17 protein-coding genes are annotated in these 16,500 nt (G+C 63.4%); 4 read left to right on the top strand and 13 right to left on the bottom strand.

Annotated elements, in window-relative coordinates; translation table 11 throughout:
* Positions 1–26: 26 nt before the first annotated feature.
* Positions 27–1,220, bottom strand: a complete 1,194-nt coding sequence (locus ACFQ4E_RS13220) for a cytochrome P450 (protein WP_386804304.1) — start codon at positions 1,218–1,220, stop codon at positions 27–29.
* A 96-nt stretch (positions 1,221–1,316) separates the two neighbouring features.
* Between ACFQ4E_RS13220 and ACFQ4E_RS13215 the strand changes: the two genes are divergently transcribed.
* Positions 1,317–2,255, top strand: coding sequence for a LysR family transcriptional regulator (locus ACFQ4E_RS13215; RefSeq protein ID WP_386804302.1), 939 nt, complete (start codon positions 1,317–1,319; stop codon positions 2,253–2,255).
* Between the two features lie 198 nt (positions 2,256–2,453).
* Here ACFQ4E_RS13215 and ACFQ4E_RS13210 read toward each other — a convergent pair whose 3' ends face one another.
* From ACFQ4E_RS13210 to glpD, 9 genes are all read right to left on the bottom strand, one after another.
* The gene (locus tag ACFQ4E_RS13210) at positions 2,454–4,175 is read right to left on the bottom strand and encodes an ABC transporter substrate-binding protein (protein WP_386804300.1); all 1,722 of its coding nucleotides are present in this window, start codon (positions 4,173–4,175) and stop codon (positions 2,454–2,456) included.
* Between the two features lie 98 nt (positions 4,176–4,273).
* Complete coding sequence (locus ACFQ4E_RS13205; protein ID WP_386804298.1) at positions 4,274–4,546, bottom strand: DUF2160 domain-containing protein; 273 nt, start codon at positions 4,544–4,546, stop codon at positions 4,274–4,276.
* Position 4,547: 1 nt separating this feature from the next.
* Positions 4,548–4,811, bottom strand: coding sequence for a hypothetical protein (locus ACFQ4E_RS13200; RefSeq protein ID WP_386804297.1), 264 nt, complete (start codon positions 4,809–4,811; stop codon positions 4,548–4,550).
* A gap of 118 nt (positions 4,812–4,929) precedes the next feature.
* Positions 4,930–5,226, bottom strand: coding sequence for an SH3 domain-containing protein (locus ACFQ4E_RS13195; protein WP_386804295.1), 297 nt, complete (start codon positions 5,224–5,226; stop codon positions 4,930–4,932).
* A gap of 419 nt (positions 5,227–5,645) precedes the next feature.
* On the bottom strand, positions 5,646–6,518 hold the full coding sequence (locus ACFQ4E_RS13190; protein WP_386804293.1) for a carbohydrate ABC transporter permease: 873 nt from the start codon (positions 6,516–6,518) through the stop codon (positions 5,646–5,648).
* 109 nt (positions 6,519–6,627) lie between these two features.
* On the bottom strand, positions 6,628–7,497 hold the full coding sequence (locus ACFQ4E_RS13185; RefSeq protein WP_386804291.1) for a carbohydrate ABC transporter permease: 870 nt from the start codon (positions 7,495–7,497) through the stop codon (positions 6,628–6,630).
* Between the two features lie 40 nt (positions 7,498–7,537).
* Positions 7,538–8,635: an ABC transporter ATP-binding protein gene (locus ACFQ4E_RS13180; RefSeq protein WP_386804289.1), complete on the bottom strand. Its 1,098-nt coding sequence runs from the start codon at positions 8,633–8,635 to the stop codon at positions 7,538–7,540.
* Positions 8,635–9,726, bottom strand: a complete 1,092-nt coding sequence (locus ACFQ4E_RS13175; protein WP_386804287.1) for an ABC transporter ATP-binding protein — start codon at positions 9,724–9,726, stop codon at positions 8,635–8,637. The genes ACFQ4E_RS13180 and ACFQ4E_RS13175 overlap by 1 nt, the downstream gene beginning before the upstream one ends.
* A 15-nt stretch (positions 9,727–9,741) precedes the next feature.
* Positions 9,742–11,340 (bottom strand): glycerol-3-phosphate dehydrogenase, encoded by a 1,599-nt coding sequence (gene glpD, locus ACFQ4E_RS13170; RefSeq protein WP_386804285.1) that lies wholly within the window; start codon positions 11,338–11,340, stop codon positions 9,742–9,744.
* A gap of 268 nt (positions 11,341–11,608) precedes the next feature.
* Between glpD and ACFQ4E_RS13165 the strand changes: the two genes are divergently transcribed.
* The 3 genes from ACFQ4E_RS13165 (at position 11,609) to ACFQ4E_RS13155 (ending at position 13,777) form a co-directional block, all read left to right on the top strand.
* A complete protein-coding gene (locus ACFQ4E_RS13165) occupies positions 11,609–12,394 on the top strand; it encodes a DeoR/GlpR family DNA-binding transcription regulator (protein WP_386804283.1) in 786 nt (261 codons plus the stop codon).
* Between the two features lie 147 nt (positions 12,395–12,541).
* Positions 12,542–12,979 carry a type II 3-dehydroquinate dehydratase gene (aroQ, locus tag ACFQ4E_RS13160; protein ID WP_386804282.1) on the top strand — a complete coding sequence of 146 codons (438 nt, stop codon included), beginning with the start codon at positions 12,542–12,544 and terminating at the stop codon, positions 12,977–12,979.
* A 6-nt stretch (positions 12,980–12,985) separates the two neighbouring features.
* The gene (locus ACFQ4E_RS13155; protein ID WP_386804280.1) at positions 12,986–13,777 is read left to right on the top strand and encodes a LuxR family transcriptional regulator; all 792 of its coding nucleotides are present in this window, start codon (positions 12,986–12,988) and stop codon (positions 13,775–13,777) included.
* Positions 13,778–14,245: 468 nt separating this feature from the next.
* Here the strand turns inward: ACFQ4E_RS13155 and tsf are convergent, their stop codons facing one another.
* From tsf to ACFQ4E_RS13140, 3 genes are all read right to left on the bottom strand, one after another.
* Complete coding sequence (gene tsf / locus ACFQ4E_RS13150; RefSeq protein WP_386804278.1) at positions 14,246–15,121, bottom strand: translation elongation factor Ts; 876 nt, start codon at positions 15,119–15,121, stop codon at positions 14,246–14,248.
* A gap of 91 nt (positions 15,122–15,212) precedes the next feature.
* The gene (gene rpsB, locus ACFQ4E_RS13145) at positions 15,213–15,998 is read right to left on the bottom strand and encodes a 30S ribosomal protein S2 (protein WP_386804276.1); all 786 of its coding nucleotides are present in this window, start codon (positions 15,996–15,998) and stop codon (positions 15,213–15,215) included.
* A gap of 322 nt (positions 15,999–16,320) precedes the next feature.
* A partial coding sequence (locus tag ACFQ4E_RS13140) for a hypothetical protein (protein WP_386804274.1) occupies positions 16,321–16,500 on the bottom strand: 180 nt, incomplete at its 5' end.

Genomic DNA, 16,500 nt, shown 5'->3' with positions numbered 1-16,500 from the left:
ACCGATAGACTCGGTGTCGCAAGCGATCAGTTCAGCGTCACAGGAAGGTTCCGCGGACCGCGGAACCCGAACCCGTAAAACTGAACCTCTTCAGGTGCTTCCAAACTCATGTTCGGAAACCGGTCGAAGAGCATCGGCAGCATGATATTGGCGATCATCCGGCGCGCGACATGCTTTCCCTGGCAGAAATGCGGACCGTTGCCGAAGCTCTGGTGGTCGATGCGCTCGCGGAAGATATTGAAGAGATGCCCGTTCTCGACGACGTCCTCGTCCCAGTTGGCCGAGGCCTGGATGGTCATCACCGTATCGCCCTTGGGAATTTGGATACCGCGGATCTCGGTATCCTCGGTGACGAGCCGCGAAGAGGCCTGGATGGGCGCGACCCAGCGGACGCCTTCCTCGAAGGCCTGCGACCACATCGCGTCGCGCTTGGCGGCCTCGAGCTGATCGGGATTGGTCAGAAGACCGTAGAGAATGGTCAGTAGCGCGTCGCGCGGCTCGTTGATCCCGCCGCCGATGGCGATCTTAATGTTCGCGTAGATCTGGCTCGTTGGGATCGGATCGTCCGCATTGACCATCACCGAAAGCGCCGAGGCATTGGGCTCGGCCCGGTGCTGGTCGGAGGCGCGGTCGAAGAGCACGTCCATCTCGTCATTGGCGGCGTCGCAAGGCGCGAAGAGATCTTCGCTCCAACCGAAATTGCCGGCGCCGTCGATCAGCACCTGCGACCAGCGCTGCATCTCCTCGTCGCTCGCCTCGGTGATCCCGAGGAGATGCGTGAGACAGCGCGCGGCGAAGGGACCGGCGAGCGCCGGGAACAGATCGACGGTTTCGCCGCGGGGCAGGCGGGCCACATACTCCTCGGCGATCTTCGTGTAGGTCTCCTCCCAGTTCTGCTTGATCGCGCGCCCGCCGAAGGCCGAGGCCATCGCGTGCCGTTCGGCCCGGTGCTCGTCACCATCCTTGCGCATCAGCGTATGCGCCCGGAAGGCGCGCTTCATGGGCGTGTTCGGATCGTCGGACGAGAAGAGCTCGGGGTTGTCCTTGACGTATTTCGTGTCCTCGGCCTTGGTCAGCAGCGTGCGACCGGCAGATTTCACCGTAATAACAGGCGTTTCTTTGCGAAACTTCGTGTAGATCGGGTAGGGGTCGAGCGTCAGGTCGCGGATCGTCGTCTGATCGTCGACGGGCGCGGTGCGGGCGGCGGTCGCTGTGGTCATGTGTGGTCTCCCTTGGCCACAGAGGTAGACCGCGCTGGGACATTTGGCAAAGCGATGCTATTTGTAAGCTCCATCGAAACTGTCGATCGGGATGGCATGAAGAAACACGATCCGATGTCGGTGGATTTCGCCGCGCTCCGGGTGCTGCAACTCGTGCTGTCCTATGGCTCGTTCAGCCGCGCGGCCGAGGCGCTGGAGGTCACGCAAAGCTCCGTCAGCTACACGGTCGACCGCCTGCGCAAGGTGTTCGGCGATCCGCTTTTCGTGCGCCAGGGCGCCGGGATCGTGGCGACCGACCGCTGCCAGGAGATCGTCGCCACGGCGGCGCGCATGATCGACGAATTCAGCGCCTTGTCGGCGCCGACCGAGTTCGATCCGTGGGCCGCGGAAGACGAGATCGTACTGTCCTGCAACTATTATGAGCGCGTGACGCTCTTGCCGGGGCTGGTGCGGCGGCTGCGCCGCGATGCGCCGGGCATCCGGCTCAAGGTGATCTCGTCGGCGGTGCGCGGCAAGGAGCAGCTCGACCGCGGCGAGAGCGAGCTGCTGATCGGGCCGATCCGGTTGCAGGAGACCGGCTTTTTCGGACGCGTGCTGCTGCGCGACGTGCATGTGATCGTGATGGCCGAGGATCATCCGCTGGCGGGCTCGGAGATCGATCTCAAGACGTTTCTCGGCTGGCCCCAGGCGGTGGTGAATTACGGCGTGAGCTGGCGGTCGCGGATCGTCCAGGCGGTCGCCGAAATGGGTCACGAACCGAACACGGTGATCGAGGTGCCAAGCCCGGCGCATCTGCCGCGGCTGATCGAAGGCACGGATTTGATCGCGACCGTGCCGTCACGCATCGCCCAGAGCTTCGGGCCGGTCATCGCGGTCGTGCCATGTCCGGTGGAGGCGGATCTCGAAGTGCATCTGTTTTGGACCGAGCGCACGCATCGCGCTCCGATGCACCAATGGCTGCGCGGGCAGATCGCGGAAGTGGCGCAGGAGACCGGTCCGGATACCCGGGGCGAGACGCACCCGGTTATCTCATAATCAGTATTATGTAATTACCAGATGAGCACACCAGTCGACCAAAGCACCAACCCACCAGGCTTCTTCTTTTTCCAAATACGCAAAACGGCCCCGACGCCCGCCATTCTCGATCCCCTGACGGATCGCCACACCGACCGGCCACGAAAAAACCGGAGCCCCGAGAGGCTCCGGTCGTGTTTCTAGCGCAAACTCAGTCGCTTACTGCCAGGACTTGATCAGCTCGTCATAGCTGACGGTCTTGGGCTCTTCGTCCTCGTTCTCGATCTTGGCATACGGCGCGCCGGGCTGGTCGAACCAGTACTGCGCGTCCTGCTCCTCGTTCATGACCGGACCGATATCGCCCTGGATGCCCGCACGCTCGAGACGCTCCAGAACCGACTCCTGGTCGGCACAGAGCGCGTCCAGCGCTTCCTGCGGGGTCTTGGCGCCGGACATGGCGTCACCGATGTTCTGCCACCAAAGCTGCGCGAGCTTCGGGTAATCCGGCACGTTGGTGCCGGTCGGCGACCACTGGACGCGGGCCGGAGACCGGTAGAATTCCACCAGGCCGCCCAGCTTGTCGGCGCGCTCGGTGAAGCTCTCGTGCTGGATCGTCGACTCGCGGATGAAGGTCAGGCCGACATGGCTCTTCTTCACGTCCACGGTCTTCGAGGTGACGAACTGGGCGTAGAGCCAGGCCGCCTTGGCCCGATCGACCGGGGTCGATTCCATCAGCGTCCATGAGCCTGCGTCCTGGTAGCCGACCTTCTGGCCTTCCTTCCAGTAGACGCCATGCGGGCTCGGCGCCATGCGCCACTTGGGCGTGCCGTCCTCGTTCATCACCGGCAGGTCGGGCTCGACCGTGGCGGCGGTGAAGGCGGTGTACCAGAACATCTGCTGCGCGACGTTGCCCTGCGCCGGGATCGGGCCGGCTTCGGAGAAGGTCATGCCTGCGGCTGCGGGCGGCGAATACTTCTCAAGCCATTCGATGGCCTTGGTCACGGCGTAGACCGCCGCCGGAGAGTTGGTCGCACCGCCACGGGCCACGCAGGAGCCGGTGGGCTGGCTGTTCTCGTTCACCCGGATGCCCCATTCGTCGACCGGAAGGCCGTTCGGTTCACCCACATCGCCCATGCCGGCCATCGACATCCACGCGTCGGTGTAGCGCCAGCCGAGCGACGGGTCCTTCTTGCCATAGTCCATGTTGCCGAAGACCTCGCCCTCGACACCGAGATGGCTGAGGTCGCGGCCGGTGAAGAACTCGGCGATGTCCTCGTAGGCCGACCAGTTGACCGGAACGCCGAGATCGTAGCCATAGGCTTCCTTGAAGTCGGCCTGGTTCTTCTCGTCGTTGAACCAGTCGTAGCGAAACCAGTAGAGGTTCGCGAACTGCTGGTCGGGCAGCTGGTAGACCTTGCCGTCCGGGCCGGTGGTGAAGCTCAGGCCGATGAAATCCTCGAGGTCGAGCCCGGGATTGGTGACGTCAGCCCCCTCGCCCGCCATCCAGTCGGTCAGGTTGCGCGCCTGCTGGTAGCGCCAATGCGTGCCGATCAGGTCGCTGTCGTTGATGTAGCCGTCGTAGATGTTCTCGCCGGACTGCATCTGGGTCTGGAGCTTCTCGACCACGTCGCCTTCGCCGATCAGGTCATGGGTGACCTGGATGCCGGTGATGGCGCTGAAGGCCGGTGCAAGCACCTGGCTTTCGTATTCGTGGGTGGTGATCGTCTCGGAGACGACCTTGATCTCCATACCGGCAAAGGGCTGCGCGGCATCGACGAACCACTGCATCTCGGCTTCCTGCTCTTCGCGGGTGAGCGCCGACATGTCGCCGATCTCGGCATCGAGGAAGGCGGTCGCCTCCTCCATGCCGGCGAAGGCGCCGGTGCCCAGCACCGACAGCACCATGGCCAGCGATGTGGTTGATTTCAGGGTCAAGTTCATGAGGTACCTCCCGTTGAACGAACTTGTTGGTGTCTTGAGGCGGCGCCGGTGCGGGTTCTGTGACCCTTGCACCCGGAACGCCGCCGAGCGTCCCCGATCTACACCCAGCGGAACACCGCCGCGGCAAAGATCAGGCAGAGGATCAGCGCAACCGGTTGGTTGGCGCCGACCAATCCAAGCCAGGCCAGATTGATGAAGGCCGAGCCGAGAAGAGTGATGAAGAGCCGGTCGCCGCGCGTCGTCTCGATCCTGAGGACGCCGACACGCGGGGTTTCGGGATACCGGATCGCGAGCACCGTGAAGACCACGAGCAGCGCCGCGATGATGAGGAAGAAGGCCGCCGTGGGCCAGGTCCAGGCCATCCATGCCATTTTACACGTTCCTCCCAAGTTTCTCACAAGTGTCGAGAAACTCTTCCTGCTCGCGGAATTTCAAAACCAACTCACGTCCACCTGGATAGACAAAGTTGATGGTTCGAATTTTGCTGTGAACTTCAATCCACGCAGAAGCCGCGACATTAACGAGTTGTATCCCATCGATCGGGACTGTTTCTTCTTGGTGCGATGCGCTGTCGAAGAAACGTTCAAAACATTCAACGTCGTAAATCGAAATTTTTAGCATGGTGTTAGCTTCCATAGCTGCGCTCGTTGGAAATGATATCGACCAATGAAGATATGCTCGCGAACTCTCTTTTGCAAAACTCTCTTCAAACCGATGGAGTGACGGACGGACAGAAGAAAAGAAAACCGCAACATCACGGATAGAACTCGCACCAGGCGTTGTAGATCCAGCCGCGAAACTTCGCCTCGCGACCGTTCATCGAGCCGTTCTCGACATAGAGCCATTTGCCGCGACCGCCGTAGATGTAGGCGGCGTCGCCATTGTGGAGACTGCCGATCTGCGCGTAGTTGGTCCCCGGTCCGGCACGCAGGGCGAGAAATCCATCGCCGTTCGGATCGAGCCCTTTCACGAGACAACCGGATTCGGACCAAGCGCGATCCGCCGGAACAACGATGTTCTGCGCAACCGCTGGCGTGGCAAGCGCGGCCATCAGAAATCCTGCAAGCAATTTACTCATAAAAACCTCCCAAGTCTTTTTAATAAAATTAACAGCACCTCACTGCCTCCAGCTCGGAAGCGGATCGGTGTGGCAGCCGCAGCCCGACCCGGAGGGCGCAGCCGACGCGCGTGTCTCGCAAGCCAACTCCATGCCGGAAAACGAATATGCCTGTCCCGAGAACTCCACGGACACGCTGCCGTTGCCCCAGCACCAATTCCCGTCTCCGGAAGGCGCATGAAACGCATCACAGGCATTGCCGAGATACAAAGGACGTCCCGCGAAACGACCCTCGCGAAGGGTCAGAACGTATCCGTTTTCGTTGCAGACCAGATCATGCGAGGGCGGTACGTTATGCTCTGTCGCCGAGGCGCCCGAGGCGACCAGTCCGATGAGGGCCAGCGATCTCATGATCACACCCGTCCCAGGGCGAAGCCCTTGGCGATGTAGTTGCGCACGAAGTAGATCACGAGCGCGCCAGGCACGATGGTCAGGACGCCCGCCGCGGCCAAGACGCCCCAGTCGATGCCCGCGGCGCCTTGGGTCCGGGTCATGATCGCGGCGATGGGTTTCGCGTCGACCGTGGTCAGCGTGCGCGACAGGAGAAGCTCCACCCAGGAGAACATGAAGCAGAAGAAGGCGGCGACGCCGATGCCGCTCGCGATCAGGGGCATGAAGATCTTCACGAAGAACGCGCCGAAGCTGTAGCCGTCGATATAGGCGGTCTCGTCGATCTCCTTCGGCACGCCGCGCATGAAGCCCTCGAGGATCCAGACCGCCAGCGGCACGTTGAAGAGACAATGCGCCAGCGCCACCGCGATATGCGTGTCGAAGAGCCCGACCGACGAGTAGAGCTGGAAGAACGGCAGCGCGAAGACCGCCGGAGGCGCCATGCGGTTGGTCAGGAGCCAGAAGAACAGGTGCTTGTCGCCCATGAAATGGTAGCGCGAGAACGCGTAGGCCGCGGGCAGCGCCACCGCGAGCGAGATCACCGTGTTCATCACCACATAGATCAGCGAATTCACATAGCCCATGTACCAGGCCGGATCGCTGAAGATGGTGGCGTAATTGGCGAGCGTGAAGTTCGACGGAAAGAGCGTGAAGCTGTTGAGGATCTCGGTGTTCGTCTTGAAGCTCATGTTCAGGAGCCAGTAGATCGGCAAGAGCAGGAACACGAGGTAGAGCGTCATCACGACGGCGCTCGAGTTCACCCGGACGCGGCGGCGGCGGTTGCTGCCCTCGGCCGCGAGGCTCTCGGGAATGGTATCCGTGGTCGCTTCGGTCATCCGTCAATCCTCCGGACGGTCGTCGTTTGGGCGGGGACCGGGGCAGGTGGTTGGGCCCCCTGCCCTCGGATCATGGCTGTCTCGTTCGGACGGTCGCGCAGGCTCATGCTCACATGCCCTTTTTGTCGAGATTGACCATCACGGTGTAGAACACCCAGGAGATCAGCAGGATTACGAGGAAATACATCAGCGAGAACGCCGCCGCCGGTCCGAGGTCGAACTGTCCCAGAGCCATTTTCACGAGGTCGATGGAGAGAAGCGTGGTGGCGTTGCCCGGCCCGCCTCCGGTCACGACGAAAGGCTCGGTGTAGATCATGAAGCTGTCCATGAAGCGCAGGAGGATCGCGATCATCAACACGCCCATCATCTTGGGCAGTTCGATGAAGCGGAACACCTTCCAGCGCGAGGCCTGGTCGATCTTGGCGGCCTGGTAATAGGCGTCCGGGATCGACTTGAGACCCGCATAGGCCAGAAGCGCCACGAGCGAGGTCCAGTGCCAGACATCCATCACGATGATCGTGGCCCAGGCCGCAAGCGTGTCCTGCGTGTAGTTGTAGGAGATGCCGAGCGCGTCGAGCGTGTAGCCCAGAAGCCCGATATCGACGCGGCCGAAGATCTGCCAGATCGTGCCGACCACGTTCCAGGGGATCAGGAGCGGCAGCGACATCAGGACGAGGCAGAAGGACGACCAGAACCCCGATTTCGGCATGTTGAGCGCCACGAAGATGCCCAGCGGCACCTCGATGGCGAGGATGATGGCCGAGAAAAGGAGCTGGCGCTGGAGCGCGTTCCACATCCGCTCGTCCTCGAGCATCTCCTCGAACCATTCGAGCCCGGCCCAGAAGAACTGGTTGTTCCCGAAGGTGTCCTGGACGGAGTAGTTGACCACGGTCATCAGCGGGATCACCGCCGAGAATGCCACGAGCACGAGGACCGGCAGCACGAGGAACCAGGCCTTCTGGTTGACGGTCTTGTCCATCAGCGGAAACCTCCGGTTCGGGTCTTGAGGAGATCGTGTCTCATGCCGCCTCTCCCGTCGCGTGCGCTCCGGAGGGCGCGACGCGCCAGTCGTCGGCATAGACGTTGACGTGATCGGGATCGAAGGTGACGCGGGTCATGTCCGCGCCGATCTCGGTGCCCTCGTCGGCAATGATGTTAAGCGCTTTGCCCGAAAGCTTCGCGCGGATGATCTTGTGGCGGCCAACGTCTTCGACGCGGACGATCTCGACCGGTAGGCCCTCGGTCGACGAAAGCGACACAAACTCCGGCCGGACGCCGATCTCGACCTTGCCCGAGAGCGCTCCGTAGCCCGCGCCGAGCGGCACGCTGCCGGCATCGAGATGCGCGGTCCGGCCCTCGATCCGCGCCGGCAGGACGTTCATGCCGGGCGAGCCGATGAAATAGCCCACGAAGGTGTGCTCGGGCGTCTGGAACAGCTCCTCCGGCGTGCCGATCTGGACGACGCGCCCGTCGAACATCACGACGACCTTGTCGGCGAAGGTCAGCGCCTCGGTCTGGTCATGGGTGACGTAGATCATCGTGTGGCCGAAATCGGCATGGAGCTTCTTGAGCTGGGTCCGAAGCTCCCATTTCATATGCGGGTCGATCACCGTCAGCGGCTCGTCGAAGAGAAGCGCGTTGACGTCCTCGCGGACCATGCCGCGCCCGAGGCTGATCTTCTGCTTGGCGTCCGCCGTGAGGCCGCGCGCCTTGCGGTCGAGCACCGCCTCCACGTCGATCATCTTGGCGACGCGCCCGACACGGCGGGCGATCTCGGCGCCATCCATGCCGCGGTTCTTGAGCGGAAATGCGAGGTTCTCGCGCACCGTCATCGTGTCGTAGACCACCGGGAACTGGAACACCTGCGCGATGTTGCGCTCGGCGGTGGGCAGGCGCGTAACGTCTGTGTCACCAAAGAGCACCCGGCCGTGGCTCGGGATCAGAAGACCCGAGATGATGTTGAGAAGCGTGGATTTCCCGCAGCCCGACGGCCCCAGAAGCGCGTAGGCCTCGCCGTCGCGCCAGGTGTGGTTCAGCTCCTTGAGCGCGTAATCGCCCTCGTCAGACGGGTTCGCCAGGTAGGAATGGGCCAGATTGTCGAGGGTGATCTGCGCCATTACGCGGCCTCCGCATAGGGGGCCGAGGCGACGAGCGCGCCGTCCTCGGAGAAGAGATAGACATGCGCGGGGTCGAGATAGACGGTCAGCCCCTGCCCCGGTTTCAGATCGCGCACGCCGTGCACCAGCCCGACCCATCGCTGGCCGTGGTGATCGAGATGGACGAAGGTTTCCGACCCGGTGATCTCGGTAACCGAGAGCGTGGTGTCGAAGCCGATGGCTCCGGGACGATGCGCGTCGAGCGAGACGTGGTTGGGCCGGAACCCCGCGAGATAGGCGCCATCGCTCAGGCCCTCGGGTCCGAAGCGGTCCGCGTCGATGCTCTGGCCGCCCTCGGTGGTGTAGCTCGCGCCGCGCTTGGTCAGGCGCAGGAAGTTCATCGGCGGATCCGAGAAGACCCGCGCCGTGGTTGCGTCGCTCGGCTGGCGGTAGACGCGGGCGGTCGGGCCGAACTGCGTCACGCGGCCCTCCCAGAGCGTCGCGCAATTGCCGCCGAGGAGCAGCGCTTCCTCGGGTTCGGTGGTCGCGTAGACGAAGATCGAGCCGGATTCCTCGAAGATGCGCGGGATCTCGGCGCGCAACTCCTCGCGCAGCTTGTAATCGAGGTTCGCCAGCGGCTCGTCGAGCAGCACCAGACCTGCGTTCTTGACCAGAGCGCGCGCCAGGGCGCAGCGCTGCTGCTGGCCTCCGGAAAGCTCCAGCGGCTTGCGGTCGAGCATCGGCGAGAGCTGCATCAGGTCGGCGGCCTCGCGGACCTTGCGGTCGATCTCGTCCTTGCCGAGACCCAGAAGCCGCATTGGCGAGGCGATGTTGTCGTAGACGGTCATCGACGGGTAGTTGATGAACTGCTGGTAGACCATCGCCACCTTGCGGTCCTGCACCCGCTGGCCGGTCACGTCCTCGCCCTTCCAGTGGATCGTGCCGCTGGTGGGCATGTCGAGCCCGGCCATCAGCCGCATGAGCGACGTCTTCCCCGAGGTCGTCGGGCCGAGCAGCACGTTCATGGTGCCGCCTTCAAGCGTCAGATCGGTCGGGTGGATATGCACCTGCCCGTCGACCGATTTCGATACGCCTTTGAGCTCAAGCGTCATGCTGCCTCTCCCCTGTCATTCCGCCGCCTCCGGGCGCGTGTCGCGTGCCGCCGCCATGAACCGGTCGATCTCGGCGATCTCGCCAGCGTCGAGCCGCAGGCCCTGTTTGCTGCGGCGCCAAACCACGTCCTCCGCGGTGCGCGCGAACTCCCGTGACATGAGCCATTTGATTTCCGCCTCGGTCAAGGTCGCACCGAAGCTTCGACCGAGATCGGCTTCGGTTTTCGCGTCTCCGAGGATCTCGGCCGCTTCGGTCCCGTAGGCGCGCACGAGCCGCAACGCCCAGTCATTGCTCAGAAATCCGTAATCCCGCAACAGATCCGCCACGAGATCCTCGATGCCGGTCACGGCGAAATTTCCGCCCGGCAGCGCCACGCCAGCGGTCCAGGCCCCGCGCTTGGTCGGCACATGCGCGGCCATCTTGTCGAGCGCGTGCTCGGCCAAACGGCGATAGGTGGTGATCTTGCCGCCGAACACGTTCAGCATCGGCGCGCCTGCGCTTTCGTCGATCTTCAGCGTGTAGTCCCGGGTCGCTGCCGTCGCGCTCGACGCGCCGTCGTCATAGAGCGGACGCACGCCCGAATAAGTCCAGACGATGTCCTCCTCGGAGATCGGGTCGGCGAGGTAAGAATTAGCGAAGTCGATGAGGTAGCGGCGCTCTTCCGGCGTGCAGACCGGACGCTCAGAGGGATCGGGATGGTCGCTGTCGGTGGTCCCAATCAGCGTGAAATCCCGCTCATACGGGATGGCGAAGATGATCCGCCCGTCGGTCCCTTGGAAAAAGTAGCACTTGTCGTGATCGAAGAGACGCTTGGTCACGATATGACTGCCACGCACGAGGCGAACCCCATCCGTGGCCTCGCTGTCGATCGTGTCGTGCAGAAGCCGCCCGACCCAGGGACCGCCCGCGTTGACGAGCAACTTCGCCCGGAACATGTCACGCTGTCCGGTCTCGGCATCCTCGGTTTCGATATGCCACATGCCGCCGTCGACGCGGGCCGACAGGACCCGCGTTCGCGTCAGGATCTCTGCACCCCGTGCCTCTGCATCGCGGGCATTGAGTGCGACGAGGCGCGAATCCTCGACCCAGCAATCGGAATATTCGAACGCGGTCTCGAAGCGTGACTGCAGGGGCGCGCCTTCCTTGGTGCCAGGCAGCGACAGCGTGGCGGTGCCGGGCAGGATCTTCCGTCCGCCGAGATGGTCATAGAGGAACAACCCCAGCCGGATGAGCCAGGCCGGACGACGGCCCCGCATCCACGGCATCACCGCACCTAGAAGCCGAGATGTCGGTGTCTCGGCATCGAAGCGCATGTCGCGATGATACGGCAGCACGAAGCGCATCGGCCAAGAGATATGCGGCATGGCGCGCAGCAGAACTTCGCGCTCGATCAAGGCCTCGCGGACAAGGCGGAACTCGAAATACTCGAGATACCGCAATCCGCCGTGAAATAGTTTAGTCGATGCAGAAGAGGTCGCCGAGGCCAGATCGTCCATCTCGGCGAGAGTGACCGTCAGGCCGCGCCCCGCCGCGTCACGGGCGATACCGCATCCGTTGATGCCGCCTCCGATGACGAACAGATCGCTGATGTGATGATCGCTGGCCTGCGCCACGCGGTCCCCTCCCCCGGTCGTCTTTTCGACGTTCTTGAACCCAAGTATCCCCCCAAGCGAAGCCATGCGCAATCGAATTGCGCGCGTTTATGTTCGGTTTTTATTTTTAAGCGTATTTCCAGACGCTTCCGCCCACTCAACATCTGTCCTGACGCCAGCGAGGCTGCGCTCGCCGCATGAATCCAGCGGTTTCCCTTGGGGAAGAGCGCGTTTTTCGCCTATTGTGTGTTCGTTCTTGTTCGAATCGCCGTCAGGAGGCGTTCCACCCATGTCCCAGACCTTCCGGCATCCCGAGATTCTCGAGATCGCGCGGCGCGAAGGCAAAGTGACCGTAGAGGGGCTGGCGGCGCATTTCGGCGTGACCTTGCAGACGATCCGGCGGGATCTGACCGATCTGGCCGAGGCCGGACGTCTTGAACGCGTTCATGGGGGCGCGGTGCTCCCGTCCGGGACGACCAATATCGGCTACGAGGAACGGCGCAACCTGAGCGCCGACGCCAAGGCCGCCATTGCCCGCGCCTGTGCGGCGCGGGTGCCGAACGGCATCTCGGTTTTCCTCAATATCGGCACCTCGACCGAAGCGGTGGCCCGCGAGCTCCTGCAGCACGAGGACCTGATGGTGGTCACCAACAACGTGAACGTGGCCACGCTCCTCGTCGCCAATCCCGACTGCACCCTCATTCTGACCGGCGGACAGCTGCGTCGGGCCGATGGCGGGCTGGTGGGCGCCCTGGCGGCCGAGACCATCCGCCAGTTCAAGTTCGATCTGGCGGTGATCGGCTGCTCGGCGCTCGACCGTGACGGCGACATGCTGGATTTCGACATTCAGGAAGTCAGTGTCAGCCAGGCCATCCTGCGCCAATCGCGCAAGACGTTCCTGGTCGCCGATCACGTCAAGTTCTCGCGCACGGCGCCGGCCCGCATCGCGTCGCTCGCCGATATCGACACCCTCTTCACCGACCGGCCCTTGCCGCCGGACCTGTCGCGAGCGTGCCGCGAATGGCAGACCGAAGTGATCGTCGCATCGCCGGTCGATACTGCACGGCTGGTCTAGACCTAGTGGAGAGACAGCGCCTTTCGCCTATTTCGTGTGCTGATTACACCATAGGCTGAATTTCGAGGCTCACCCCCTGTTTATCGAATCGTGCGCGTGGTATTCAAATCGGCAGCTTCACCGGTTTACTAGGTTGACGAAAGTTCCATGCAGCGTTTGCTGATTCTGAACGGCCCTAATTTGAACCTCTTAGGGACTCGGCAGCCCGAGGTTTACGGCCGCACCACCCTCGCCGACATCGAATCGATGTGCCGCGCCCATGCCGAAACGGTGGGCGTGGACCTGGATTTCGACCAATCCAACCATGAGGGTGCGCTGGTCGATGCGATCCATGCCGCCAAGGGGCGCTCGGCCGGGATCATCCTGAACGCGGGCGCCTACACGCACACCTCCATCGCGCTGATGGATGCGATCGCCTCGGTCGAACTGCCAGCGATCGAACTGCACCTCTCGAACGTGCATGCGCGCGAAGACTTCCGCCATGTTTCGTATATCGCGCGCGTCGCGGTCGGCGTCATCTGCGGCTTCGGAGCCCGCGGCTACACGCTGGCGATGGACGCGCTCGTTTCTCATCTCGACCGGTAAGGGCGCTTGGTCCGGGATTTCCTGGTTGCGCTCAATTCCGCCGACAGCATGGACGGGCTGTGGGCGGTGCATGTGGAGTGCATGGCCAGCTATGGCTTCACCCGCATGCTCTACGGCGTCACGCGCTTCCGGCACGGCGATTCACTCGGAGATCCGAGCGATTTCCTGATGCTGACCAATCACAGCCCCGACTACGCCTCGGCCTTCGTGAACCAGCGTCTCTATGCGGATGCGCCGATGGTGCGCTGGGCCCTCGAGCACGAAGGTGCCGCCTCGTGGAGCCTCCTCCATGCCCGCGCCGCCGCGGACGATCTCAGCCCCGCCGAGCGCCGCATCTACGAGTTCAACCGGCAGCACGGTGTCGTCGCCGGGTACACGATCTCCTTTCCCAGCCAGTCGCGCCGCACCAAGGGCGCGATCGGCCTCGTGGCGAAACCGGAGATGACCCAGGACGAGGTCGACGCGATCTGGGAGGAGCATGGCGAGGATATCGAGCTTGCCAACAACCTCCTGCATCTCAAGGTCCTGAGCCTGCCGCACGAGCCCGCCGACCAAAGCCTGACCGCGCGCCAGCGCGAGGTCCTCGAATATGTCGCCGACGGCAAGACCATCGGCGACGTCGCTCAGATCACCGGCCTGACCGCCGCGACGGTCGAGAAGCACCTCCGGCTCGCGCGGCAAGCCCTGAACGTGGACAGCACCGCGCAGGCGGTGGTGAAGGCGACCTTCCGCAACCAGGTGTTCGTCGTCGGCCTCGAGGATGGCGGCTTGAGCGGGAAACCCAAACCCGAGAAATAATCCTCAGGTTGAGTCATTCTGCGGGGCACAATTAGAGATCGTTCTTTGCGTGCCCGATTGATCACGCATGAACGACAATCAGGTCCCGATCCCCCCAAAGGTCAGGAATCCCTTACTTTCTAAACGTGCGATGCCGTCACACTCTACACGCGTTCCGTGAGTGATGGCCGCAAGGCCATGGAACGGCCGGGGCCAGACCTTCGTAATTTCGGAGCGTCCTGGCCTCGGCACCCTTGTTGTGTGGGGATACGCGCGTCTTAGCCTCTCGCGAGGCCACCGAGACGCGCCAATCCTAGGGCCGGCTCGCTTCTGTCACGTGCATGAGCGATCCGGACCGACCTTTTTTACAAAACCTTTGTCGCGTTGCGGTCATCGTTTGGCCCAGCACGACAAGAGCCGCCGGGCACCCCCGGCGGCTCTCAAATCGGTCAATCTCTCTGTCGAAGCCGAAGCCCCGATCCGGGAGGATCAGCCCTGTGCGGCCTTCGCGACCTCGGCCGCGAAATCCTCTTTCTCTTTCTCGATGCCTTCGCCAACCTGCATGCGCACATAGCCGGTGATCTCGACGCCGGCATCCTTGGCGGCCTGCGCCACGGTCTTGTCGGGATCGATCACGAAGGCCTGGCCGAGAAGCGTCACCTCGGCGAGGAACTTCTTCATGCGGCCCTCGATCATCTTCTCGATGACCTGCTCGGGCTTGCCGCTTTCGCGCGCGATGTCGATCTGGACCTGACGCTCCTTCTCGACCACTGCCGGATCGAGATCGGCCTCGGAGAGCGACGCGGGGTTCACGGCGGCGATATGCATCGCGACCTGGCGACCGAACGCTTCGTTCTCGCCCGAGAGCGCGACCAGAACGCCGATATTGCCCATGCCGTCGGTAGCGGCGTTGTGGACGTAGGACACGACCTGACCGCCCGAGAGCTTGGCCATCCGGCGCAGCGTCATGTTCTCGCCGATCTTGGCGATCTTGTCGGTGATCAGCTCGGAGACCTTCTTGCCGCCGGCCTCGGCATCGGCCAGCGCCTCGACGCTGTCCACGCCGACCGCGGCATCCGCGATCTGGCCGACCATCTCCTGGAACTCGGCGTTCTTGGCGACGAAATCGGTCTCGGCATTGACCTCGACCGCGACGCCGGTGCCGCCATCGACCTTGACGGCAACGAGGCCCTCTGCGGCCGTGCGGCCGGATTTCTTGGCGGCCTTGGCCAGGCCCTTGGTGCGGAGCCAGTCAACGGCGGCGGTCATGTCGCCATCGTTCTCGGTCAGGGCTTTCTTGGCATCCATCATGCCTGCGCCGGTCATCTCGCGCAGCTCTTTCACCTGTGCGGCTGTAATCGCCATGGTGGTTCTCCTCGATTGGATTGCGGGGCCGCCCGGACGGCGGGCAGCCCTGGAAATATCATCTGCTGATGTCGCGGATGCGACGATGGGCTCAGCCCTCGGCCTTTTCCTCGGCGGGAGCCTCTTCGGCGGCGGCCTCTTCGACCGGCGCCTCTTCGAGCGCACCGAGATCGACGCCGGCAGCGCCCATCTGGGCGGTCATGCCGTCGAGCGCGGCGCGGCTGACGAGGTCGCAGTAGAGCGCGATGGCACGGGCCGCGTCATCGTTGCCGGGGATGATGTAGTCCACGCCCTCGGGCGAGCAGTTGGTGTCGACCACGGCCACGACCGGGATGCCGAGCTTGTTGGCTTCGGCGACGGCGAGCTGCTCTTTCTTGACGTCGATGACGAAGAGCATGTCGGGCACGCCACCCATCTCGCGGATGCCGCCGAGCGAGGCCTGCAGCTTCTGCTGGTCACGCTCCATGTTCAGGCGCTCTTTCTTGGTGAGGCCCTCGGCGCCCTGCTCCATCTGCTCGTCGATCGACTTGAGACGGTTGATCGACTGCGACACGGTCTGCCAGTTGGTCAGCGTGCCACCGAGCCAGCGGTGGTTCATGTAGTACTGCGCGCATTTCTCTGCGGCTTCCGCGACCGGCTGCTGCGCCTGGCGCTTGGTGCCGACGAAGAGCACGCGGCCGCCCTTGGCGACGGTCTCGCGGATCGCGTTGAGCGCCGCGTCCAGCATCGGGACGGTCTGCGTCAGGTCCATGATGTGGATGCCGTTGCGCGCGCCGTAGATGAACTCGCCCATGCGGGGGTTCCAACGCTGCGTCTGGTGGCCGAAGTGAACGCCGGCTTCGAGGAGCTGGCGCATGGAGAACTCGGGAAGAGCCATGCCGTATTACCTTTCCGGTTTACGCCTCGGCGGGGAGAAGACCGTTCGGTCAACCGGTGGACGTCCGGGGATGTCTCCCCCGATCCGCCCGCCCCCGCCTGCGGGATTGCGAATGCGCGCGCTGATAGCGGGGTTTCACCCGACGCGCAACCCCTCGACGGGCCGGAGCCTGTGGCCGGCGTTGGGGTGCGTATTTGGAAAAAGAAGAAGCCTCAGGAGCGCCGCGCCCTTGAGCTTCTCTTTTTCCCAAATACCGCCGGGGGTGAATTGGCCGAAGGCCAAGAGGGGGCAGCGCCCCCTGCTTTGCCGTTATTTGGGGTTCTCACCGGGAGCCGTTCCACGGCTGCACGCTGGCCGCGCTGGGCCAGGATTGCAAGGAATTCAGCAGATGAGCTGCGCCGGAGGCATCCCGTCGATCTCGGTCGTGAATAGCCCCGTGTATCGTGGACGCCTTCTTCGCTAATTTTGAGGCAAGGAGGCCATGATGAGCAGCAGCAAGTTC

Source organism: Litorisediminicola beolgyonensis (assembly GCF_042679605.1).
In the GTDB taxonomy this organism is placed as follows: domain Bacteria; phylum Pseudomonadota; class Alphaproteobacteria; order Rhodobacterales; family Rhodobacteraceae; genus Litorisediminicola; species Litorisediminicola beolgyonensis.
The sequence above is the reverse complement of the archived record's forward strand: the minus strand, read 5'-3'. Positions and strand labels throughout refer to the sequence as shown.

Coding starts and splice junctions, on each gene's coding strand:
- aroQ (WP_386804282.1), top strand. CDS start 12,542: ATGCAGCGTTTGCTGATTCTGAACGGCCCTAATTTGAACCTCTTAGGG.
- ACFQ4E_RS13195 (WP_386804295.1), bottom strand. CDS start 5,226: ATGGCCGCGCTTGCCACGCCAGCGGTTGCGCAGAACATCGTTGTTCCG.
- ACFQ4E_RS13165 (WP_386804283.1), top strand. CDS start 11,609: ATGTCCCAGACCTTCCGGCATCCCGAGATTCTCGAGATCGCGCGGCGC.
- ACFQ4E_RS13200 (WP_386804297.1), bottom strand. CDS start 4,811: ATGGAAGCTAACACCATGCTAAAAATTTCGATTTACGACGTTGAATGT.
- ACFQ4E_RS13175 (WP_386804287.1), bottom strand. CDS start 9,726: ATGACGCTTGAGCTCAAAGGCGTATCGAAATCGGTCGACGGGCAGGTG.
- ACFQ4E_RS13205 (WP_386804298.1), bottom strand. CDS start 4,546: ATGGCATGGATGGCCTGGACCTGGCCCACGGCGGCCTTCTTCCTCATC.
- ACFQ4E_RS13190 (WP_386804293.1), bottom strand. CDS start 6,518: ATGACCGAAGCGACCACGGATACCATTCCCGAGAGCCTCGCGGCCGAG.
- tsf (WP_386804278.1), bottom strand. CDS start 15,121: ATGGCGATTACAGCCGCACAGGTGAAAGAGCTGCGCGAGATGACCGGC.
- ACFQ4E_RS13220 (WP_386804304.1), bottom strand. CDS start 1,220: ATGACCACAGCGACCGCCGCCCGCACCGCGCCCGTCGACGATCAGACG.
- ACFQ4E_RS13180 (WP_386804289.1), bottom strand. CDS start 8,635: ATGGCGCAGATCACCCTCGACAATCTGGCCCATTCCTACCTGGCGAAC.
- ACFQ4E_RS13210 (WP_386804300.1), bottom strand. CDS start 4,175: ATGAACTTGACCCTGAAATCAACCACATCGCTGGCCATGGTGCTGTCG.
- ACFQ4E_RS13215 (WP_386804302.1), top strand. CDS start 1,317: ATGAAGAAACACGATCCGATGTCGGTGGATTTCGCCGCGCTCCGGGTG.
- rpsB (WP_386804276.1), bottom strand. CDS start 15,998: ATGGCTCTTCCCGAGTTCTCCATGCGCCAGCTCCTCGAAGCCGGCGTT.
- ACFQ4E_RS13185 (WP_386804291.1), bottom strand. CDS start 7,497: ATGGACAAGACCGTCAACCAGAAGGCCTGGTTCCTCGTGCTGCCGGTC.